Source organism: Vibrio sp. 10N.247.310.17 (assembly GCF_041466605.1).
Lineage (GTDB): Bacteria > Pseudomonadota > Gammaproteobacteria > Enterobacterales > Vibrionaceae > Vibrio > Vibrio tasmaniensis_A.
This window is the reverse complement of the sequence record NZ_JBFSTC010000001.1, coordinates 25632-47017: the sequence shown is the minus strand read 5'-3', so window position 1 is coordinate 47017 and position 21386 is coordinate 25632. Positions and strand designations below refer to the sequence as shown.

Below are 21386 nucleotides of genomic sequence, written 5' to 3'. Positions count from 1 at the left end.
CGTTAATATTCATGATGAGCGTTTGCTCAATGGCTAACTAGATTAGCGCAGCAACTTTCTCTGCAACTTCCGCTTGAGACACGGTTTCTTGCACACCGCCAACCAAATCTTTTAGCACAACTGTATTGTCAGCAACCTCGTTCTCACCAAGTACCAACGCCACAACAGCACCTACTTTGTCAGCACGTTTGAATTGCTTCTTGAAGTTACCACCACCGAAGTGGTTCATCACACGTACGCCTTCAACGTTATCGCGTAATTGATTCGCTAACTGCATGCCCGCGATCATTGTACCTTCGCCAGCAGCAACCATGTATACGTCAACACTACGACGAACTTCTGTAAGTTCTAGCGTTTCCATCATAAGGACTAGACGCTCTAGACCCATAGCGAAGCCAACCGCATTGGTTGCTTTGCCGCCGAGTTGTTCAACAAGACCATCGTAACGGCCACCACCACATACTGTACCTTGGGCACCAAGGCTGTCTGTGATCCACTCAAATACGGTGCGGTTGTAGTAATCTAGGCCGCGTACTAGACGCTCGTTAACTTGGTATTCGATACCAACAGCGTCAAGAAGTTCACACAAACCAGCAAAATGTTGCTTCGATTCTTCACCTAGATATTCAGATAGTCGAGGTGCGTCACCTAAGATAGCTTGAACATCCGGGTTCTTAGTATCCAGAACACGTAGAGGGTTAGTGTGCATGCGACGTTTGCAGTCTTCATCTAGCACATCAATGTGTTGCTCAAGGAAAGCCACTAACGCAGTACGGTAGCTTACGCGATCTTCTTGAGAACCGATTGAGTTCAATTCAAGACGAACGTGTTTATCGATACCTAGTTCACGCCATAGACGTGCTGTCATCATAATAAGTTCAGCGTCAACATCTGGGCCGTCTAGGCCAAACACTTCAACACCACATTGGTGGAATTGACGGTAACGACCTTTTTGAGGACGCTCGTGACGGAACATTGGGCCCATGTACCATAGGCGCTGTTCATCACGGTTAATAAGGCTATTTTGAATACATGAACGTACACAACCTGCTGTTCCTTCTGGACGCAGCGTTAGACTGTCACCATTGCGGTCATCAAAGGTGTACATCTCTTTAGAAACAACGTCTGTCTCTTCACCAACCGCACGGCTAAATAGGTTTGTTTCTTCAACGATAGGCATACGTACTTCGTTGTAACCGTATGCGCTCACCACACTTTTAACTGCGCTTTCTACTTTCTGCCACAGTGGTGATTGAGTTGGAAGGCAGTCGTTCATGCCTCGAATTGCTTGGATATTTTTAGCCACAGTATTTATTCCGTAATTTCTCACGACCAGGTATCAGTGCGAATAGACAATCACACCCCATCGCGTTGTATTAATCTTCTAAGTTTTCTACATCAATGCGATTTGCTTTATCAAGCACTGATGCTTTTGCACGAATCTTAGCTTCAAGTTTGTCGACAAGGTCATCGTTATCGAAGCGCTCTTTCTGACGCTTACCGTCTTCGTAAAAAGCACTCTTACGTGCACTACCAGCTAGACCTAAGTGAGACACTTCAGCTTCACCAGGGCCGTTAACCACACAACCGATGATAGATACATCCATTGGAGTAATCACGTCTTCTAGGCGCTCTTCAAGGGCATTAACGGTGTTAATAACATCGAACTCTTGACGAGAACAGCTCGGGCACGCAATGAAGTTGATGCCACGCGAGCGAATGCGCAAAGATTTAAGAATATCAAAGCCAACTTTGATCTCTTCAACAGGATCAGCCGCGAGCGAAATACGCAGCGTATCGCCGATACCTTCAGAGAGAAGCATGCCTAAACCTACCGCTGACTTCACAGAACCTGCACGCGCACCACCCGCTTCGGTAATGCCAAGGTGAAGAGGTTGATCAATCTGCTTAGCAAGCAAACGGTAAGAACCGACGGCTAGGAATACATCAGACGCCTTAACGCTGACTTTAAATTGATCAAAGTTCAAACGGTCTAGGATGTCGACGTGACGCATTGCAGATTCAACAAGCGCTTCTGCTGTAGGCTCTGTGTATTTCTCTTGGATCTCTTTTTCAAGAGAACCGCCGTTAACACCAATACGAATCGGGATATTCATATCACGAGCACAATCCACAACAGAGCGAATGCGGCTTTCGTTACCGATGTTACCTGGGTTGATACGCAGACAGTCAACGCCGTATTCAGCCACTTTAAGTGCGATACGGTAGTCGAAGTGAATATCAGCAACCAAAGGAACAGAGACCTGCTGCTTGATTAGCTTAAAGGCTTCAGCTGCATCCATAGTCGGTACAGATACGCGAACGATATCAGCGCCAACTTTTTCCAGAGCTCTAATTTGAGCAACGGTCGCGGCTACATCTGTTGTTCTTGTGTTGGTCATGGATTGCACAGCAATTGGTGCACCATCACCGATCGGCACATCACCCACATAAATACGGGTTGATTTGCGACGAATAATAGGAGATTCGTGTTGCATATTAACTCTAAGGTAAGGTTATTCTAGCTACTTTGCCTGAAGTATACCCAGAAAGGTCGACAGGTTCACTTGCAAATGTCATCGATACGCCCTCTGGCGCACCTAGAATCACTTTATATGGCGCAGTTCCTGATAGATTTAACGACTGGCCTGCTTTTTTGATGCCAGTCGACAAGGTTTTGCCCGAAGCATCTTTCACTTGGATCCAGCAATCAGCAGAGAACTGCATCACTAACTCGTTAATCACAGCTTCAGGCGCAGTGCTTGCTTCAACAGCTTCTGCATTAACAGCAATTTCAGTATTAACAGCAACTTCAGCAGTTGGTTCTGTCTCTGTTGCTTGCTGTGCAGTAGTTTCGTCAGTTAAAGTAACAGAATCTTCCGCATCGCTTATCGCAGCAAGGTCATCAGTACCTTCAACAACAGAAGTACCCTCTTCATTTTGTTCAGCTTCAATCACTTCTAAAGAGGTGAATTCAGGGGCAAGTGATTCTTCTACAGCTAGCTCTTCTGAGCTTTCAGTATTAGCTAAAGATTGAGATAGGGTGTCTTGTTGTTGGTTCTGCCACCACCACAGTGAGGAGATACCCGCAATTACCGCAAAAATGCTCCAAGTAAGGATCATAATACGGCTGTTGTGCTTCTCGGTTTTGGTCTTACGAGAAAAGCTCAACATTTCTTGTTCTTGATGTTGAGCGTCACCAGCATGATGGAGTGCACTCAATACGACCTTTTCGTCAAGATTGACGTATTTCGCGTATGAACGAATGTAGCCACGCATAAAGGTTGCAACTTGATCTGACTCGAATTGGTTTTCTTCAATTTGTTGGATCAGCGTAACGCGCAGCTTTAAACGATCAGAAATCTGCTTTTGTGTTAAACCAAGAGATTCTCGTTTATTTTTAAGCAGCGTTCCCGCTTCGATTTCTGGAGCGACAGTTTCTTTTGTTTGTGTTTCGTGTTCTGTGTTCATAGAGAGTGAACTTCTAAAGTATTATCGCAGGTTGATGAGAGCATTTTTATTGTCGTTTAAGCTCAATCTAACAACCCACTTTATGTGGAATTTTTCCTGTTATCTAAATCATCAACCCTTAAAGACGAACATCACCCATTGACTATGGATGACCTTCTCAGGAAGCTAGTTTATCAAGTAGCCAACCTAAATAGACACATTGACGATTACCGGGTAACAAGCGAGCACTTAAATTAATTTAAGATGAGTTAATCATAAGCTAATGCCATTGCAAGGCAAAAACACTTTAAACAAAATTTACCGTCAGCTCATGGTTTTGTCCAAAATTTGACGAAAAATGTAAGAAAGCATGGGGAAAAAATCCAATTATTGGAAATTCACCTTCCAGAAAAGCAACAAGCCAGAAGGAATCCTTCTGGCTTGTTTAGATCTAAATGGTATTTAAACCGCTTTTACTTGAATCACATCACCTGCGATCAAGTTAGCTTCAGAGGCGGCTTTCAGCATTTTAGTACGCTTGGTTCTATCAATAACATCACCAACCAGCTGACCACATGCGGCATCAATATCATCACCACGAGTTTTACGAACCGTAACTGTGTAGTTGTATTCCATCAGCGTTTTTTGGAAGCGATCAATACGAGAGTTGCTTGGCTTCTTATAAGGCGAACCCGGATAAGGGTTAAATGGAATCAAGTTGATCTTACAAGGCGTATCTTTCATTAGCTCAGCAAGTTCACGAGCGTGGTCCATATCATCATTCACATGATCCAACAGAACGTACTCAACCGTTACTTTGCCGCGGTTAGCATTTGAAGAAGCAATGTAGCGACGAACCGATGCTAGGAAGTCTTGGATATCCCAACGATCGTTGATTGGCATGATTTGGCTACGTAGTGCATCGTTTGGTGCGTGTAGAGAAATCGCCAGAGCTACATCGATGTTGTCTGTCATCTGATCAAGACCAGAAACAACACCAGATGTTGATACTGTTACACGACGCTTAGACAGTGAGAAACCTAGATCATCAAGCATCAGCTCCAATGATGGAATTAGGTTCTTCATGTTCAATAGAGGTTCACCCATACCCATCATTACGACGTTAGTAATTGGACGACGACCCGTTTCTTTCTCTAAACCGATTTCACGTGCAGCACGCCAGATTTGACCAACGATCTCTGAAACTTTCAGGTTACGGTTGAAGCCTTGTTGAGCCGTAGAGCAGAATTTACATTCAAGCGCACAACCTACTTGCGAAGATACACATAGCGTCGCACGATCACCATCTGGGATGTATACAGTCTCAACGTCTTGGTCACCAACGCTCATCGCCCATTTAATGGTGCCATCCGCAGAGTGCTGAGCTTCAGAAACGATAGGTGCAACAATCTCACAGCGATGCAGCAGTTTCTCACGTAACTTTTTGTTGATGTTGTTCATTTGTTCGAAGTCATCGACACCGAAGTGATAAATCCACTTCATCACTTGCTCTGCTCGAAACGCTTTCTCATTCAGTTCTTCTGTGAAAAATTTACGAAGACCTTTACGATCAAAATCGAGTAGATTGACTTTAGCTGTGGTCATGATGCCTCTCAATGACGGAACAATAATTAAGGGCGCGAATTGTACAGCCTTTACGCAACTTCAACAAGCACTGTAAAACCTTGTGTTTACTAAGACATTCAAACTTAAGTGATTAAAATTTACACAGTCAAATTTACCTGCTTAAGTTTGGCCAATTCAAAGAGAGATTCCCGATTACGCTCCTCCGTCGCTTTCGGGAATGACGGGCTTTAACCACCTAATACTCGCGCCCTACTAACGCGACTTGTTCGTCATTCCAGAACCGAGGAACGAGGTATCTGGAATCTCCAATAGTAAACTCAGACTCCTGATATGCTCCTTCTTCACTCTCAGGAATGACACGAGAACTCACCAGAAATGAAAAAGGCTTCACCGAAGTGAAGCCTTTATTGAGACTTGCTGTTGTCTGCTTATTCAGCTGGACGCGGGCAAATTTCAGATTCTGGGAAGAAGAATTCGATTTCGCGAGCCGCAGATTCAGGGCTATCACTGCCGTGTACTGAGTTGTAACGCATGCTGATTGCGTAGTCAGCACGGATAGTGCCGCATGCAGCTTCTTCTGGGTTAGTTTTACCCATTAGTTCACGGTAACGAGCGATCGCATTTTCGCCTTCAAGTACTTGAACCATGATAGGACCAGAAGTCATGAACTCTTTTAGTGGTCCAAAGAACTCTTTACCTTCATGTTCTGCATAGAAGCCACTTGCTTGCGCTTCTGTAAGAGAAACCATTTTAGCGGCAATAATCTGTAGGCCAGCTTTTTCAATGCGGTGGTAGATTTCACCGACAAGGTTACGCTTAACTGCATCCGGCTTAACAATTGAGAACGTTCTTTCTAGAGCCATAGGGATTCCTTCACTTCATTTTTTTGTTATTAAATACTGAAATTACTAAGATCATTCGATCTGAGTTTATGAATAAGCGGTATCGAAATACCGCTCACTCTTATTATTATTTTGCTTGGTCGATAAGAAGACGAGCCAGTGTACGAACACCCATACCGGTCGCGCCTGCAGCCCACTTATCACTTGATGACTTGCGGTAAGTACCCGCGCAATCCATGTGAATCCAACCTTTTTTGTAGTCATCTACAAAGTAAGAAAGGAACGCGGCAGCTGTACTTGCACCCGGAGTGTAATCACCAGAGCTGATGTTTGAAAGATCAGCAAAGTTTGAAGGCAACATACCACGGTGGAAATCAGCAAGCGGCAATGGCCATAGACCTTCTTTCTCTTGGTTCGCAGCCGTTAGTGCTTGATGAGACAACTCATCATCAAAGCTCAATAATGCGTGGTAGTCGTTACCTAATGCATTTTTAGCCGCGCCAGTTAGCGTTGCACAGTCGATGATCAACTCAGGATTCTGAGCGCTTGCGAACATCAGGCCATCAGCCAAAACTAAACGACCTTCCGCATCGGTATTCATGATCTCGACAGTCTTACCATTTTTGTAAGTAATGATGTCGCCAAGCTTCAATGCACGACCAGAGATCATATTCTCTGCACAACATAAGATAAGCTTGATGCGCTTGTTCAGGCCACGTTCAATCGCAAGACCTAAACCACCGGTAATAGTCGCGGCGCCACCCATGTCAGCCTTCATTGCTGTCATGAATTGACCTGGCTTAATGCTGTAACCGCCTGAGTCGAAAGTGATACCTTTACCCACAAGACAAGCAAACACGGGTGCGTTTTCATCGCCGGTAGGGTTGAAGTCCAGTTGAAGCATTGCAGAAGTACGTTCAGAGCCGCGGCCTACCGCATAAATGCCTTCCCAACCTTCAGTTAGGAGATCTTTGTCTTTAACGATTTTCGCTTTAACAGTGCCTGCTGGTGCCACTGACTTGATGTATTCAGCTGCCATTGTCGCTAATTGACGAGGGGCAACTTCTTCAGCCGTTTTGTTGATGATGTCACGCGTCCAATCTGTCGCGCGGATACGTGCTTCCAATTCAACCTGATCAGCTTCAGCTAGAGTATCCCACTCCAATGCATTCTTTTTCTTTGGTCCACGGTAGCCTTGGTAAAAAGCCCAAACACTTTCTAGATCCCAGCCTTTACCGCTAAGTGCAACCAATGCGATACCTTGTCCGTCAAGCGTACGACCCGCACGTTGAACCGCGCCTAGATCGTGGCCTTCACCAATGTGAATTGTCGCTCCCGCTTCTGAGAACGATAAAATAGCTCTTGCTCCCCACTGAGGCTGGGCAGCTTCTTGACTTAAAAATACTGACATCTGTGTAGACATGATTTCTCCTTGTCATGAACCACTTTGAGTATGTGATTCTGATTGTTTTTTATTAGCGCACTGATGTTAGCATTATGTAGGAGGAAAATGTCATTTTGATAAAAAAACGGACCATAAGGTCCGCTTTTTTTAGTAAGAATTGTTAACTTGGCTGCGTTTTACATTGGACTGATACCAACCCGCGACCAAGTGATTAGACAAGAGGATTAATCCATCTCATCCATCCAGCACAATATAATGGCCTCTAGAATTTTCTCATTCGAGTGATTCGGCTCATCATCAAAATCTTCAAGATCTAGCACCCATTGATGCAAGTCCGTGAAGCGTACTGTTTTAGGATCGGTATCTGGGTATAAATCACATAGTTCAATCGCAATATCTCGCGAATCAATCCATTTCAAACTCATAACATTTCCTTATCTTTATCAGCGACGATTTGTCATCTTAGTGACTTATATTCTATGCCAGCTTTACTAACAGTTTTAGTCGAGCTTATTTCTTAATGCTCTTCAGAAGCTAAGTTCAACGTGTACTTTGGAATCTCTACAACAAGATCCGAATCAGCTACTTTAGCTTGGCAACCAAGGCGAGATTCCATCTCTAAACCCCATGCTTTATCTAGCATGTCGTCTTCTAGGTCATCACTCTCTTCTAAAGAGTCGAAACCTTCACGAATCACGACGTGACATGTAGTACATGCACACGACTTCTCACATGCGTGTTCAATACCAATACCGGCCTTCAATGCAACATCAAGAACCGTCTCACCAGTTTTTGCTTCTAAAACAGCGCCTTCTGGACATAGATCTTCGTGAGGTAAAACAATAATCTTTGGCATGTTTATCTATTCTCTAACTATTAAATATTATCGACTGACTGACCTGACAGTGCAGCTCGAATTGATTTATCCATACGACGAGAAGCAAAGTCTTGGCTCGCTTTGTCGGTATTCTTAATTTCTAGTTCGATGGCATCAGCGCTTTCGCCATTACGCACTTCAATCAGTGCTTCAATAGCTTGCAGAAGGAGCTGTTTTTCTTGCTCATCAAGCAGCTCATCGCCATCAGCTTGCATTGCTGCAATAAGACCTTCGATAACACGATCTGCTTCTACACGTTGCTCAGCTAGAGCACGCGCTTGCATGTCTTCTTTAGCAAACGTCATCGAATCTTTCAGCATGCTCGCCACTTCATTATCGCTTAAGCCGTAAGACGGTTTAACCTGAATTTCAGCTTGAACACCTGTGCTCTTCTCCATAGCAGTAACCGATAGCAGGCCATCAGCGTCTACTTGGTAAGTCACACGAATATGCGCCGCACCAGCCGCCATTGGTGGAATACCGTTTAGAGCAAAACGAGCCAATGAACGACAGTCATCAACCATCTCACGTTCGCCTTGCACGGTGTGCACTGTCATTGCAGTTTGACCGTCTTTGAACGTGGTAAATTCTTGTGCGCGAGCAACAGGGATAGTGGTATTGCGTGGAATGATCTTTTCGACCAAGCCACCCATCGTTTCGATACCTAGGGAAAGAGGAATAACATCAAGCAGCAGCATTTCAGAGTCAGGCTTGTTACCGACTAAGATATCCGCTTGGATAGAAGCACCAATCGCAACCACTTCATCTGGGTTAATGCTGGTTAATGGCGTACGACCAAAAAAGTCACCCACCATTTCACGGACAAGCAATGTACGAGTTGAACCGCCGACCATCACGACTTCTAGAACATCATCCGCGTCAACTTCAGCATCTTTCAATGCACGACGGCACGAAAGCAGTGTTTTCTTAACCAGTGGCTTGATGATCTCTTCAAACTCTTCACGAGTTAATGAACCAGCCCAACCCAACACTTCAACATTAACGCTTTCAGCGTCAGATAAGCCTATCTTCGCTTCTGTTGCTGCATCTAGAAGAATACGATTCTGTTCTGCGGTTAGCTCTGATAAGCCCATTTGCTCTTGGAAGTGCTCTGCGATCAAGTGGTCAAAGTCGTCTCCGCCTAATGCAGAGTCGCCACCCGTTGCTAATACTTCAAAAACACCTTTAGACAGGCGTAAGATAGAGATATCAAACGTGCCACCGCCAAGGTCATAAACCGCAATCACCCCTTCTTTACCTGAATCCAGACCGTAAGCAATCGCTGCCGCAGTAGGTTCATTAAGAAGACGTAACACGTGAAGACCAGCAAGTTGAGCCGCGTCTTTCGTACCAGCACGCTGTGCATCATCAAAATACGCAGGAACCGTAATTACGGCGCCAGATAACTCACCGCCTAGCGTAGACTCAGCACGTTGGCCAAGCGCTCGTAGAATATCAGCAGAAACCTGGATTGGGTTCTTGTTGCCTTGTTCTGTGCGGATCACAGGTAAACCATTATCACTTTCTTCAAACTGATATGGCAGAGACGGGTATCGCTGTTGAATATCTGACAGTGAACGACCGATTAATCGCTTAACTGAGATAATGGTATTTTTAGGGTCAGTCTGCGCGTTAGCACGAGCTTCATCGCCAGTGGTGTACGACTCTGACGTATAGTGAACAACTGAAGGTAAAATGCTTCGACCTTGTTGATCAACGAGTGTACTTGCCTCGCCACTGCGTACTGCAGCAACCAACGAGTTTGTTGTACCTAAATCAATACCCACAGCAAGCTTGTGCTGGTGAGGAGCGGCGCTTTGCCCTGGTTCTGCAATCTGAAGTAGTGCCATGGATGTGTCCTTGTTATACAAACTAGCCGATCAAACGATCTTCAACTAATTCGATTTCATTCTTTAATTTTGCAATAAACTTAAGCTTTCTTACTCGGTCTGCAGCTTCTAGCCAAGCTTCGCTTTCGAGTTCTTGTTGGATAGCGCTTAATTGTTGTTTATACATTTTGCTAACCTTGCCTTCAAATGCAAATAGCGCATCTTCGGGATCAGAACTGTCTGCGATATCTTCCAGCTCTTCACGCAGTTCCATTTGCTCCATCAGGAACATCGGATCTTGCATGGTTTGTTGTTCGCCACGAATGTCTTCACCGTGTTGAACTAGCAGGTATTCTGCTCGGCTGATTGGATTCTTCAATACCTGGTACGCATCGTTGATTTGTGCCGCTTTTTGCACGGCTAATAAGCGGTCACGCTCAGAAGCTATCGCAAATTTATCAGGATGGAATTGGCGTTGCAGATCTCTAAACTGAGAAGAAAGAAGGCTACCATCCAGTTGAAACTGAAGTGGTAGCCCAAATAATTCGAAATGATTCATGTAAAGGTGGTCCTAAGTTTAGGCTCTTTGTTCAGAGCCTAATTTTATTCTTCGCTTACAACGCTTAACGATTCAAGCGTTTAAACATTGAAGCTCTCACCACAACCACATTCGCCTTTCGCGTTCGGGTTGTTGAATTCAAAACCTTCGTTTAGGCCTTCTTTTACATAATCAAGCTCAGTACCGTCTAGGTATACTAGGCTCTTTGGATCAATGATGACCTTAACACCTGAGTGCTCAAACACTTCGTCTTCTTCGTTAAGCTCGTCAACGAATTCCAGTACATACGCCATACCCGAACAGCCAGTAGTTTTTACTGCTAAGCGTAACCCGAGACCTTTACCACGGTTATCTAGGAAAGCTTGAACTCGGCTTGCTGCCGTATCTGTCATGGTGATGGCCATACTACAACCTTGTGTTTTATATAAATTGAGAACTCAGGTGGGAGCACAAAGGGTGCTCCCAAATATTACTTATTTTGTCGACGTAATTACGGTATTGAAGCGATTAGTGCTTCTTTTTGTAATCCGCAACAGCTGCTTTGATTGCATCTTCAGCAAGAATTGAACAGTGAACTTTCACTGGTGGCAACTCAAGCTCTTCTGCGATTTCAGAGTTTTTAATAGCAGCAGCTTCATCAATACTTTTACCTTTAACCCACTCTGTAACCAGTGAGCTAGAAGCGATTGCGCTACCGCAACCGTAAGTCTTGAATTTTGCGTCTTCAATAATACCTTCTGCAGATACTTTGATTTGCAGTTTCATTACGTCACCACAAGCCGGTGCGCCAACCATGCCGCTACCTACACTTGGGTCTTCTTTATCAAACGAACCTACGTTACGTGGGTTTTCGTAGTGATCAATTACTTTTTCGCTATATGCCATGATAGTTACCTCGAATCCTCTATTTCCGTGAGATTAGTGATGAGCCCACTCAACAGTGTTCAAATCAATCCCTTCTTTATACATATCCCATAGAGGAGACATGTCGCGTAATTTGTTTACCGCTACACGGATTTGTGCAATCGCGTAGTCGATTTCTTCTTCCGTTGTGAAACGGCCGAATGAGAAACGTACTGAGCTGTGTGCCAGTTCATCGTTTAGACCAAGAGCACGTAGAACGTATGAAGGCTCTAGGCTTGCTGATGTACATGCAGAACCTGATGATACCGCTAGGTCTTTTAAAGACATAAGCAGAGACTCACCTTCAACGAAAGCGAAGCTCACGTTTAGGTTGTGTGGTACACGTTGGTCTAAGTCGCCGTTTACGGTTACAGCTTCTAGATCTTGAACACCTTTCAATAGGCGCTCACGAAGTGCTAGTGCGTGATCGTAATCTTTCTGCATGTCTTGCTTAGCGATAGCAAACGCTTCGCCCATACCCACGATTTGGTGAGTAGCAAGCGTACCAGAACGGAAACCACGTTCATGACCGCCACCGTGCATTTGCGCTTCAAGGCGAATACGTGGCTTACGACGAACGTACAAAGCGCCGATGCCTTTAGGGCCGTATGCTTTGTGTGCAGACATAGAGATAAGATCAACTTTCATCTCTTTTACGTCTAGTGGGATTTTACCCGCAGACTGCGCCGCATCAACGTGGAAGATAATCTTGCGTGCACGACATAATTCGCCGATTGCACCGATATCTTGGATTACACCAATCTCGTTGTTTACGTGCATGATAGAAACTAGAACAGTATCTTCACGCATTGCAGCTTGTAGCTTGTCTAGATCAATGATGCCGTTTGCTTCTGGCTCAAGGTATGTCACCTCAAAACCTTCACGCTCTAATTGGCGGCATGGATCAAGAACCGCTTTGTGTTCTGTTTTGCACGTGATTACGTGCTTACCTTTCTTCTCGTAAAAGTGCGCAGCACCTTTGATAGCAAGGTTATCTGACTCTGTAGCACCTGACGTGAAAACAATCTCACGTGGGTCTGCATTTAGTAGATCGGCAATTTGCTCACGAGCATTATCTACTGATTCTTCTGCCTGCCAGCCGTAACGGTGTGAACGAGATGCAGGGTTACCGAAGTTACCGTCCATCGTCATGCACTGAACCATTTTTTCAGCAACACGTGGATCGACTGGGCATGTAGCTGAATAGTCAAAGTAAATAGGCAGTTTCATTTTCTACTCCAATGTAAAAACTGACCGCTAAGAGCGGGCATTAACACCGTGAGGTGCTGCACTAATCGTTGTAGTGCTCGTATTTTTATGTGCAAAACCATTATTAACCGCAAGATCGATATCTTGACGATCAGAAATCTCTAAAACTTCGTTATCTTTCATTAGCTCACCGAGCGTAATGTCGTTTAAGAAGCTGCTGATTCGGGAGCTTAAATCACGCCATAAAGTGTGAGTTAAACAACGAGTACCACCTTGGCAATCTGCTCGACCGTGACACTTAGTTGCATCGACTGATTCGTCAACTGCAGCAATTACAGTTCCGACAGCGATGTCGCTCGCTTCAGCACCTAAACGGTAACCACCGCCAGGACCACGAACACTAGCAACCAAGCCAGCTTTACGTAACTTAGAAAAAAGTTGTTCTAAGTAAGATAACGAGATGCCTTGTCGCTCTGAAATATCAGCCAGAGGAACTGGGCTTTTTTGCGAATGCAGTGCTACATCTAGCATAGCTGTTACCGCATATCTTCCTTTAGATGTAAGTTTCATATCACACCGTATCCACATTGTTTATGTGGTTGGAATTTTCCCATACCCGACTAAATTGGTCAAGTATTTAGTTGACTATTTTAGTCAGGTATTCACCCTTAGGGTTTGCATGGGCTTTATTTGTCGTTTTTGCTCTTCTCAATTGAAGTCAAAATGCCGCGTAGAGTGTTGATCTCTTGCAGCTCTGGACGAGCTCGACTGAACAAACGACGTAGCTTATTCATCACCTGACCCGGCTTATCCTTAGAAATAAATTGGGTATCAATGATCACTTTTTCAAGGTGCTCATAGAACATTTCTAGTTCTTCGTGACGAGGGTACTCATCTTGTTGCTGCGGCTGGTACTGGCTCGCCACCATATCAAGGTGTGCTACACGCACTTCATAGCTAAGAGTCTGTACTGCCATTGCTAGGTTTAGTGAGCTGTATTCTGGGTTTGCAGGAATACATACATGGAAATGACACTTCTGAAGCTCATCATTGGTTAAGCCAGTACGCTCACGGCCGAACACTAACGCTACAGGGTGCTTTTGACCTTCAACTGCAAATTTTTGTCCACATTCACGCGGCTCAAGCATTGGCCATTCAAGCGTACGAGAGCGTGCACTCGAACCAACCACCAAACCACAGTCTTTTACTGCTTCATCCAGTGTAGAAACGATGGTCGCGTTTTCCGCGATGTCACCTGCACCCGCAGCCAGTGCTAAGGTCTGCTCGTCAACTTCACATTGAGGGTCTACAAGAACTAACTGACTCAAACCCATCACTTTCATTGCGCGAGCTGCTGATCCGATATTTCCCGAATGAGACGTACCAACCAGAACGACTTTTACATTGTCTAACATGCTATATGACACCACTTTAAAAATAATCGCGAGATATTAACACATAGCTAAGTAAAATGGTCAGACCCTTCTCGGAATGTGAAATCAAGAGTTCAAAAAATAACCACTTCCCTTTTGGGGAAACTTTGGTATACTCGCCGCCGCTTTAAATTGTTCTTTAACATCTTGTGGGAAAAACCATATGCATCCAATGCTAAACATTGCGATACGCGCTGCGCGTAAAGCTGGCAACCATATTGCTAAATCTCTAGAAACAACTGATAAGATCGAATCGTCTCTAAAAGGTAACAACGATTACGTTACTAACATTGCTCAAGAAGCTGAGTACATGATCATTGAGACAATCAAATCATCTTACCCAGAGCACAGCATTATTTCTGAAGAGTCAGGCCTAACTGAAGGTAAAGATTCTGACGTACAATGGATCGTTGACCCACTAGATGGCACCAACAACTTTGTAAAAGGTTTCCCTCACTTCTCTGTATCTATCGCTGTTCGCATGAACGGTCGTACAGAAGTTGCTTGTGTTTATGACCCAATGCTAAACGAGCTATTCACAGCTCAACGTGGCGCTGGCGCTCAACTTAACAACGCTCGTATGCGTGTTACTCAACTTAAAGACCTTCAAGGTACTGTTCTAGCGACTGGTTTCCCATTCAAGCAAAAACAACACTCTGAATCTTTCATGAAGATCATCTCTGGTCTATTCGTTGATTGTGCTGATTTCCGTCGTACTGGTTCTCCAGCTCTTGACCTATGTTACCTAGCAGCTGGCCGTGTTGACGGTTACCTAGAACTAGGCCTTAAGCCATGGGATCTAGCAGCTGGCGATCTAATCGCTCGTGAAGCTGGTGCTATCATGACTGACTTTGCTGGCGGCACTGATTACATGACGTCTGGTAATGTTGTTGCTTCAAGCGCACGTGGTGTTAAGTCTATTCTTAAGCACGTTCGTGAGAACTCTAACGAAGGTATGCTGAAGTAATTCAGACCTTGCGTTAATGCTCTCTAGTTAAGAGCAGAAGATTTTCAAAGCCTCGCTATTGCGAGGCTTTTTTGTATCCGCGATACGAGATACGAGATACGAGATACGAGATACGACCAAAATGTCGGTTAGTTACAGTGAACACAAATCACTGCTCTGTCGGCTGTATTTAGATCGTCACTAGATAGTGACTTAGCTACTTTGGCACTTGGTATTGGTATTGGTATTGGTAAATACGACAATGTTCAGTCGGTTCCAAAAGCTAACCCACAATATACAGACATAAAAAAACCGCTAGTTGCCCAGCGGTTTTTTTGGTTTAGCGAAAGTTGTTAAGCCGCGGCCTAAGGCATTTCGTCAAACTCTTCACCTTCTTTATCCACTTGTGGTGGCATTAGGTGTTCACGCGTAATACCCAACTTCATAGCTAGTGCAGATGCAACGTAGATAGAAGAGTAAGTACCAACGGTAATACCCAGTAGAAGTGCAGTCGCAAAGCCGTGAATCATAGCGCCGCCCTGAACGAACAGTGCGATAACTACGAATAACGTTGTACCAGAAGTGATCAATGTACGGCTCAATGTTTGTGTGATTGAGCTGTTCAGCACTTCAGGTGCCTCGCCTTTACGCATCTTACGGAAGTTCTCACGAATACGGTCAAATACCACTATGGTATCGTTGAGGGAGTAACCGACTACCGTTAGCAAGGCTGCCACGATGGTAAGGTCGACCTCAATTTGCATTAGAGAGAACACACCTAGTGTGATGATAACGTCGTGCGCTAGGGCTAATACAGCACCTGCAGCTAATCGCCATTCAAATCGTACGGATACGTAGATCAAGATACAGATCAGAGAAACTAAGATCGCAAGACCACCAGCTTCTGTTAGTTCATCACCCACGTTTGGACCAACGAACTCGATACGACGCATCTCAACTTGCTCACCAGTACCATCTTTAATTGCAGACAGGATTTGGTTACCAAGCGTTTCGCCCGCAACACCATCACGTGGACGTAGACGAACCATTACCTCACGCGCAGAACCAAAGTTCTGAACCGTAGCATCACCAAAGCCTTCAGCTTCTAGTGCGCTTCGAATATCAGGTAGGTTTGCTGGCTCCTCAAAGCCCACTTCAATCAGGGTTCCGCCGGTAAAATCTAGACCCCAATTCAACGATTTCGTTGTTAGGGTGAAGATAGCAGTACCAATCATCAAGATTGAGAATAAAAAGGCAACCTTTGACCAACGCATGAAGTCGATCATTTTGTCTGCTTTTAGAATCTGAAACATATTAATTCCTAGCCTTAGATCGACAGTTTCTTAACGCGTTTGCCGCCATACATCAGGTTCACGATACAACGTGTTCCGATAATAGCTGTAAACATTGAAGTCAAGATACCAATTGATAACGTTACCGCGAAGCCTTTAATCGCACCTGTACCTACAGCAAATAGAATGATTGCTGTTAGTAGTGTGGTGATGTTGGCATCGGCGATTGTACTAAATGCGTTTGCATAACCTTGGTGAATCGCTTGTTGTGGACTGCGTCCATCTCGAAGTTCTTCACGTATACGCTCAAAGATAAGAACGTTGGCATCGACTGCCATACCGACCGTCAATACGATACCGGCAATGCCTGGTAGCGTCATTGTCGCGCCAGGAATCATCGACATCACACCAATAATCAACACTAAGTTAGCCATCAGAGCGACGTTCGCAATCAAACCGAAAGTACGGTAGTAAAGCAGTGTAAACAGCATTACTGCAGCCATACCCCAAACCATCGCCATGATACCCATATCGATGTTTTGTTGACCCATAGATGGACCAATCGTACGTTCTTCTACAATCGAGATAGGCGCAATCAATGCACCTGCACGTAGTAGAAGTGCCAAGTTATGAGCTTCAGCCGTTGAGTCGATACCTGTAATACGGAAGTTACGGCCAAGCGCAGATTGAATCGTCGCTTGGTTAATCACTTCTTCGTGCTTACTTAGGATCACTCGGCCTTCAGGTGTTTTACGACCGCTGTCTTTATACTCTGCAAATACGGTTGCCATTAGCTTACCGATATTTTGACGAGAGAATGTAGACATCTTGCTACCACCTTCGCTGTCTAGCGAGATGTTAACTTGTGGGCGACCATATTCATCAACACTTGAGCTTGCATCTGTAATGCTAGAACCGCCTAAGATAACGCGTTTCTTAAGTACTACAGGACGACCATCGCGGTCTTGCTTAATTTCACTACCAGCAGGAGCACGGCCAGAAGCTGCAGCGGCCAAATCGGCACTGCTGTCCACTTCACGGAATTCAAGAGTCGCGGTTGCGCCTAAAATTTCTTTAGCACGAGCCGTGTCTTGAACACCTGGCAATTCCACTACGATACGGCTAGCACCTTGACGTTGAACCAAAGGCTCAGCAACACCAAGTTCGTTAACACGGTTACGTAGAATAGTAATGTTTTGCTCTACCGCATAATTGCGGATTTCTTGAAGACGAGTTTCAGTGAAGTTAGCAATCAAAGAGAAACGACCGTTAGATTCTGAATCTACGAACGTCATATCTTGGTGCTTAGATTGCAGTAGCGATTTCGCTTCAGCAAGCTGCTCTTCGTTACGCAGAATCACTTCAACCGCATCTTTACCCGATGGGCGAATAGCGCGGTAGCGGATTTTCTCTTCACGAAGTTCACTGCGGAACGCTTCTTCTTGTTGGCCAACCAGTTTTTGCATCGCAGCGTCCATATCCACTTCCATTAAGAAGTGAACACCACCACGTAGATCAAGACCCAGTTTCATTGGTGCAGCACCAATAGATTCAAGCCAATCAGGAGTTGAAGCCGCTAGGTTTAAAGCTACGATAACGTCATCACCTAGTGCTTCTGTGATGATATCACGGGCACTGATTTGCGTATCTGTATCGTTAAATCGAACAAGAATGGAATCGTTTTCGAGAGCAACGGATTTAGTAGAAAGGTTTTCTGCTTCAAGAGCATTGGTGACAGCATCCAGCGTAGACAGATCTACAGAGGCGCCACGCGCCCCTGTAACTTGAACTGCCGGATCTTCACCGTATATATTTGGAAGTGCGTACAACGCAGCGATAGCGATGGCAAACATCACCATCAAATACTTCCATAACGGATAACGGTTTAGCACAGCGAGGATCCTCTAGCTGTTTATAGTGATTTCAGAGTACCTTTTGGTAGCACTGCTGTAACGAAGTCTTTCTTGATAACGACTTCGTTGTTTGCGTTCAGTTCGATAGCAACGTAGTCGCTGTCTTCAGCAATCTTAGTGATCTTGCCGATTAGGCCGCCGCTTGTAAGAACTTCATCGCCTTTGCCCATAGAAGACATAAGGCTCTTGTGCTCTTTAACACGCTTAGCTTGTGGACGGTAGATCATGAAGTAGAAGATCACAGCGAACATACCTAGCATGATAAGCATTTCGAAACCGCCGCCTGCTGGTGCACCTTCTGCTGCTGCGTGAGCTTGAGAAATAAACATTTAAAACATCCTCTATTATATTTTCGTAATTGTTTGTCTAATTGGGTCGTATCCCTTTATTTTCAAGCCCCATCACTCGGAAGAGAGATAGGGCTCGCAAAAAAGAAATACTAAGATTCTTTACCTAGTGGTGGCACTTCACGCCCCATTCTTGCGTAGAACTCTGCAACGAACTCTTCAAAGCGATCTTCATCGATAGACTGACGAATGTCTGACATTACTCGTTGGTAGAAACGCAGGTTGTGAATCGTGTTCAGTCGAGCACCTAGGATTTCGTTACAACGATCCAAATGGTGTAAGTACGACTTGCTGTAGTTCTTACAAGTGTAACAGTCACAATCTGAATCTAGTGGTGTTGTATCGGTTTTATGCTTCGCATTACGGATCTTGATCACACCTTCCGTTACAAACAGGTGACCATTACGTGCATTTCGCGTTGGCATAACACAGTCAAACATATCGATACCGCGACGAACACCTTCAACCAAGTCTTCAGGTTTGCCTACACCCATTAGGTAACGAGGCTTATCTTCAGGCAGTTGAGGACATGTGTGCTCAAGAATGCGGTGCATATCTTCTTTTGGTTCACCTACTGCTAGACCACCTACTGCGTAACCGTCAAAGCCAATTTCTGTTAGGCCTTTAACGGATACATCACGAAGGTCTTCGTATACGCCACCTTGTACAATACCGAACAGTGAGTTCGGGTTTTCTTGCTTATCAAAATGATCACGTGAACGCTGAGCCCAACGAAGAGACATCTCCATTGAGTCTTTAGCTTCTTTGTGCGTTGCAGGATAAGGCGTACATTCGTCAAAGATCATTACAATGTCTGAACCTAGATCCTTTTGGATTTCCATCGACTTCTCAGCGTCCATGAAAATCTTGTCACCGTTTACAGGATTACGGAAATGAACACCTTCTTCAGTGATTTTACGCGTTGCACCTAGGCTGAATACTTGGAAGCCACCTGAATCAGTCAAGATAGGACCTTTCCAGTTCATGAAATCGTGCAAATCACCGTGCAGTTTCATGATTTCTTGACCAGGACGTAGCCATAGGTGGAATGTATTACCTAATAGGATTTCAGCACCTGTGTCTTTTACTTCTTCAGGTGTCATGCCTTTTACCGTACCGTAAGTACCTACAGGCATAAATGCTGGGGTTTCAACGGTACCGCGTTCAAACTGAAGTTGACCACGACGTGCGCCGCTATTAGTTTTTTTAAGTTCGTATTTTAATTTCACGAAGCCTCCAATATGCCAGAGAAACAATCTGACTGTTAATTCAGAACCTTAGGCCAAACAAAAGTTCAGTCTAGTGGGTTCTATGAGGAGCGGTCGCGTATTCCTTGCGAGAGATTAGACAGACACCCTGCCCGACTCCTAGCTTACTGCTAGCACCCGTAAATTCTGCTTATATCGTTTATAACCAGCTAAAATTAGCTCGTTTTCTTATTGATGAACATCGCATCACCGTAGCTGAAGAAACGGTATTCGCTCTTCACTGCGTGATCGTATGCGCCCATCACATTGTCGTAGCCAGCAAATGCACTCACCAACATAATCAGCGTTGATTCTGGTAAGTGGAAGTTGGTAATCAAGCAATCCACCAGCTGATATTCATAACCAGGGAAGATGAAGATTTCTGTGTCACCAAAGAAAGGAACTAACTCAGTGCCATTTTTCAATGCATCTTGAGCCGCACTTTCTAGTGAACGCACAGAGGTTGTACCAACGGCAATAATACGCCCGCCACGTGCTTTTGCAGCAGCTACAGCATCCACCACTTCTTGCGGTACTTCAACGTACTCAGCATGCATGTGGTGGTCATTGATATTATCGACTTTTACTGGCTGGAACGTACCAGCACCAACGTGAAGTGTCACGTAAGCAAACTCAACACCTTTTTCTTTCATGTCAGCCATTAGCTTATCATCAAAGTGAAGGCCTGCTGTTGGCGCAGCAACCGCACCCGGCTTTTCATTATAGACAGTTTGGTAGCGCTCTTTATCGGCGTCTTCATCTGGACGATCGATGTAAGGAGGCAGTGGCATGTGACCAACACTGTTAAGAATCTCTAAAACGCTTTGATCGGATGTGAAATGGATTTCAAATAACGCATCATGACGTGCCACCATTTCAGCTTCATACTCATCGTTCTCACCAAGGAACAATTTGGTACCCGGTTTCGGTGATTTAGAACAACGAACATGCGCAAGAATGCTTTTCTCATCCAGCATACGTTCAACCAACACTTCAAGCTTACCGCCTGATGCCTTGCGACCGAATACACGAGCAGGAATCACGCGAGTGTTATTAAAAACAACAAGATCGCCTGGCTCAACCAAGTCTAAAACGTCTTTAAACGAACCATCAGCTAGGTTGCCATTGTTGCCATCTAATTTAAGTAGGCGGCTTGCTGTGCGCTCCTCTTGAGGGTAGCGAGCAATGAGTTCATCTGGTAGGTCAAAGTGAAAATCTGAAACTTGCATGTGTCGAGTCTTGTCTTAGTTGATGATATTTATGCCGTTGACGAATATTAAGTCGAAGTTGCCGAACAATCGTTTCGGTAAGTAAATCGTTACCAGAAACACATCGTAAACATGACTAAAAATTTCGCAGTGGGCTAGTATAGGCACACGAGCCGCAATAGCAAGGTTTACAGCATTGGATTATTGTAAAGAGTCGTAAAATAATACGACCACTCCCCCTCATAAAAAAGCCAAAATTAGTTGCATGAAACTCACCCAAAAATGCGTTAGATCTCAGTTATTTTTTGGATAAAAAACTATAGTAATAGCAACAAATAA

The 21386-nt window shown here is 44.7% G+C and carries 21 protein-coding genes; 1 reads left to right on the top strand and 20 read right to left on the bottom strand.

What is annotated here, in order from left to right:
* Window positions 1-37: 37 nt before the first annotated feature.
* From hisS to trmJ, 15 genes are all read right to left on the bottom strand, one after another.
* Window positions 38-1306, bottom strand: a complete 1269-nt coding sequence (gene hisS / locus AB6D80_RS00220) for a histidine--tRNA ligase (protein WP_017099588.1) — start codon at window positions 1304-1306, stop codon at window positions 38-40.
* 70 nt (window positions 1307-1376) lie between these two features.
* A complete protein-coding gene (gene ispG, locus AB6D80_RS00215; protein ID WP_009848294.1) occupies window positions 1377-2498 on the bottom strand; it encodes a flavodoxin-dependent (E)-4-hydroxy-3-methylbut-2-enyl-diphosphate synthase in 1122 nt (373 codons plus the stop codon).
* Window positions 2499-2505: 7 nt separating this feature from the next.
* Complete coding sequence (rodZ, locus tag AB6D80_RS00210) at window positions 2506-3471, bottom strand: cytoskeleton protein RodZ (RefSeq protein WP_135382714.1); 966 nt, start codon at window positions 3469-3471, stop codon at window positions 2506-2508.
* 441 nt (window positions 3472-3912) lie between these two features.
* Entirely contained in the window at window positions 3913-5055 is a 1143-nt protein-coding gene (locus AB6D80_RS00205; protein WP_009848292.1) for a bifunctional tRNA (adenosine(37)-C2)-methyltransferase TrmG/ribosomal RNA large subunit methyltransferase RlmN, read from the bottom strand.
* 410 nt (window positions 5056-5465) lie between these two features.
* Window positions 5466-5900, bottom strand: a complete 435-nt coding sequence (ndk, locus tag AB6D80_RS00200; RefSeq protein ID WP_004735101.1) for a nucleoside-diphosphate kinase — start codon at window positions 5898-5900, stop codon at window positions 5466-5468.
* Between the two features lie 106 nt (window positions 5901-6006).
* Window positions 6007-7302, bottom strand: a complete 1296-nt coding sequence (pepB, locus tag AB6D80_RS00195; RefSeq protein WP_017099586.1) for an aminopeptidase PepB — start codon at window positions 7300-7302, stop codon at window positions 6007-6009.
* Between the two features lie 206 nt (window positions 7303-7508).
* Window positions 7509-7709 (bottom strand): Fe-S cluster assembly protein IscX, encoded by a 201-nt coding sequence (iscX, locus tag AB6D80_RS00190; protein WP_004735099.1) that lies wholly within the window; start codon window positions 7707-7709, stop codon window positions 7509-7511.
* 92 nt (window positions 7710-7801) lie between these two features.
* Window positions 7802-8140: an ISC system 2Fe-2S type ferredoxin gene (gene fdx, locus AB6D80_RS00185; RefSeq protein WP_017098073.1), complete on the bottom strand. Its 339-nt coding sequence runs from the start codon at window positions 8138-8140 to the stop codon at window positions 7802-7804.
* A gap of 20 nt (window positions 8141-8160) precedes the next feature.
* Window positions 8161-10011, bottom strand: coding sequence for a Fe-S protein assembly chaperone HscA (gene hscA / locus AB6D80_RS00180; protein WP_372187483.1), 1851 nt, complete (start codon window positions 10009-10011; stop codon window positions 8161-8163).
* 22 nt (window positions 10012-10033) lie between these two features.
* Window positions 10034-10549, bottom strand: a complete 516-nt coding sequence (gene hscB / locus AB6D80_RS00175; protein WP_009848288.1) for a co-chaperone HscB — start codon at window positions 10547-10549, stop codon at window positions 10034-10036.
* Window positions 10550-10629: 80 nt separating this feature from the next.
* A complete protein-coding gene (iscA, locus tag AB6D80_RS00170) occupies window positions 10630-10953 on the bottom strand; it encodes an iron-sulfur cluster assembly protein IscA (protein WP_004735095.1) in 324 nt (107 codons plus the stop codon).
* Window positions 10954-11056: 103 nt separating this feature from the next.
* On the bottom strand, window positions 11057-11434 hold the full coding sequence (iscU, locus tag AB6D80_RS00165) for a Fe-S cluster assembly scaffold IscU (protein ID WP_004735094.1): 378 nt from the start codon (window positions 11432-11434) through the stop codon (window positions 11057-11059).
* A gap of 33 nt (window positions 11435-11467) precedes the next feature.
* A complete protein-coding gene (locus AB6D80_RS00160) occupies window positions 11468-12682 on the bottom strand; it encodes an IscS subfamily cysteine desulfurase (protein WP_009848287.1) in 1215 nt (404 codons plus the stop codon).
* A gap of 27 nt (window positions 12683-12709) precedes the next feature.
* Window positions 12710-13231 carry a Fe-S cluster assembly transcriptional regulator IscR gene (gene iscR, locus AB6D80_RS00155; RefSeq protein ID WP_012603310.1) on the bottom strand — a complete coding sequence of 174 codons (522 nt, stop codon included), beginning with the start codon at window positions 13229-13231 and terminating at the stop codon, window positions 12710-12712.
* A 116-nt stretch (window positions 13232-13347) separates the two neighbouring features.
* Complete coding sequence (trmJ, locus tag AB6D80_RS00150) at window positions 13348-14076, bottom strand: tRNA (cytosine(32)/uridine(32)-2'-O)-methyltransferase TrmJ (RefSeq protein WP_004735091.1); 729 nt, start codon at window positions 14074-14076, stop codon at window positions 13348-13350.
* Between the two features lie 181 nt (window positions 14077-14257).
* On the opposite strand from trmJ, the gene suhB reads away from it, so the two are divergent.
* On the top strand, window positions 14258-15061 hold the full coding sequence (gene suhB, locus AB6D80_RS00145; RefSeq protein ID WP_009848284.1) for an inositol-1-monophosphatase: 804 nt from the start codon (window positions 14258-14260) through the stop codon (window positions 15059-15061).
* Between the two features lie 344 nt (window positions 15062-15405).
* Here the strand turns inward: suhB and secF are convergent, their stop codons facing one another.
* The 5 genes from secF to queA form a co-directional block, all read right to left on the bottom strand.
* Window positions 15406-16353, bottom strand: coding sequence for a protein translocase subunit SecF (secF, locus tag AB6D80_RS00140; protein ID WP_012603308.1), 948 nt, complete (start codon window positions 16351-16353; stop codon window positions 15406-15408).
* A gap of 14 nt (window positions 16354-16367) precedes the next feature.
* Entirely contained in the window at window positions 16368-18224 is a 1857-nt protein-coding gene (gene secD, locus AB6D80_RS00135) for a protein translocase subunit SecD (RefSeq protein ID WP_372187481.1), read from the bottom strand.
* A 20-nt stretch (window positions 18225-18244) separates the two neighbouring features.
* The gene (yajC, locus tag AB6D80_RS00130; protein ID WP_009848281.1) at window positions 18245-18574 is read right to left on the bottom strand and encodes a preprotein translocase subunit YajC; all 330 of its coding nucleotides are present in this window, start codon (window positions 18572-18574) and stop codon (window positions 18245-18247) included.
* 110 nt (window positions 18575-18684) lie between these two features.
* Window positions 18685-19821: a tRNA guanosine(34) transglycosylase Tgt gene (gene tgt / locus AB6D80_RS00125; RefSeq protein WP_009848280.1), complete on the bottom strand. Its 1137-nt coding sequence runs from the start codon at window positions 19819-19821 to the stop codon at window positions 18685-18687.
* Window positions 19822-20015: 194 nt separating this feature from the next.
* Window positions 20016-21068 (bottom strand): tRNA preQ1(34) S-adenosylmethionine ribosyltransferase-isomerase QueA, encoded by a 1053-nt coding sequence (gene queA / locus AB6D80_RS00120; protein WP_017099581.1) that lies wholly within the window; start codon window positions 21066-21068, stop codon window positions 20016-20018.
* Between the last annotated feature and the right edge of the window lie 318 nt (window positions 21069-21386).

Coding starts and splice junctions, on each gene's coding strand:
- ispG (WP_009848294.1), bottom strand. CDS start 2,498: ATGCAACACGAATCTCCTATTATTCGTCGCAAATCAACCCGTATTTAT.
- rodZ (WP_135382714.1), bottom strand. CDS start 3,471: ATGAACACAGAACACGAAACACAAACAAAAGAAACTGTCGCTCCAGAA.
- AB6D80_RS00205 (WP_009848292.1), bottom strand. CDS start 5,055: ATGACCACAGCTAAAGTCAATCTACTCGATTTTGATCGTAAAGGTCTT.
- ndk (WP_004735101.1), bottom strand. CDS start 5,900: ATGGCTCTAGAAAGAACGTTCTCAATTGTTAAGCCGGATGCAGTTAAG.
- pepB (WP_017099586.1), bottom strand. CDS start 7,302: ATGTCTACACAGATGTCAGTATTTTTAAGTCAAGAAGCTGCCCAGCCT.
- iscX (WP_004735099.1), bottom strand. CDS start 7,709: ATGAGTTTGAAATGGATTGATTCGCGAGATATTGCGATTGAACTATGT.
- fdx (WP_017098073.1), bottom strand. CDS start 8,140: ATGCCAAAGATTATTGTTTTACCTCACGAAGATCTATGTCCAGAAGGC.
- hscA (WP_372187483.1), bottom strand. CDS start 10,011: ATGGCACTACTTCAGATTGCAGAACCAGGGCAAAGCGCCGCTCCTCAC.
- hscB (WP_009848288.1), bottom strand. CDS start 10,549: ATGAATCATTTCGAATTATTTGGGCTACCACTTCAGTTTCAACTGGAT.
- iscA (WP_004735095.1), bottom strand. CDS start 10,953: ATGGCCATCACCATGACAGATACGGCAGCAAGCCGAGTTCAAGCTTTC.
- iscU (WP_004735094.1), bottom strand. CDS start 11,434: ATGGCATATAGCGAAAAAGTAATTGATCACTACGAAAACCCACGTAAC.
- AB6D80_RS00160 (WP_009848287.1), bottom strand. CDS start 12,682: ATGAAACTGCCTATTTACTTTGACTATTCAGCTACATGCCCAGTCGAT.
- iscR (WP_012603310.1), bottom strand. CDS start 13,231: ATGAAACTTACATCTAAAGGAAGATATGCGGTAACAGCTATGCTAGAT.
- trmJ (WP_004735091.1), bottom strand. CDS start 14,076: ATGTTAGACAATGTAAAAGTCGTTCTGGTTGGTACGTCTCATTCGGGA.
- suhB (WP_009848284.1), top strand. CDS start 14,258: ATGCATCCAATGCTAAACATTGCGATACGCGCTGCGCGTAAAGCTGGC.
- secF (WP_012603308.1), bottom strand. CDS start 16,353: ATGTTTCAGATTCTAAAAGCAGACAAAATGATCGACTTCATGCGTTGG.
- yajC (WP_009848281.1), bottom strand. CDS start 18,574: ATGTTTATTTCTCAAGCTCACGCAGCAGCAGAAGGTGCACCAGCAGGC.
- queA (WP_017099581.1), bottom strand. CDS start 21,068: ATGCAAGTTTCAGATTTTCACTTTGACCTACCAGATGAACTCATTGCT.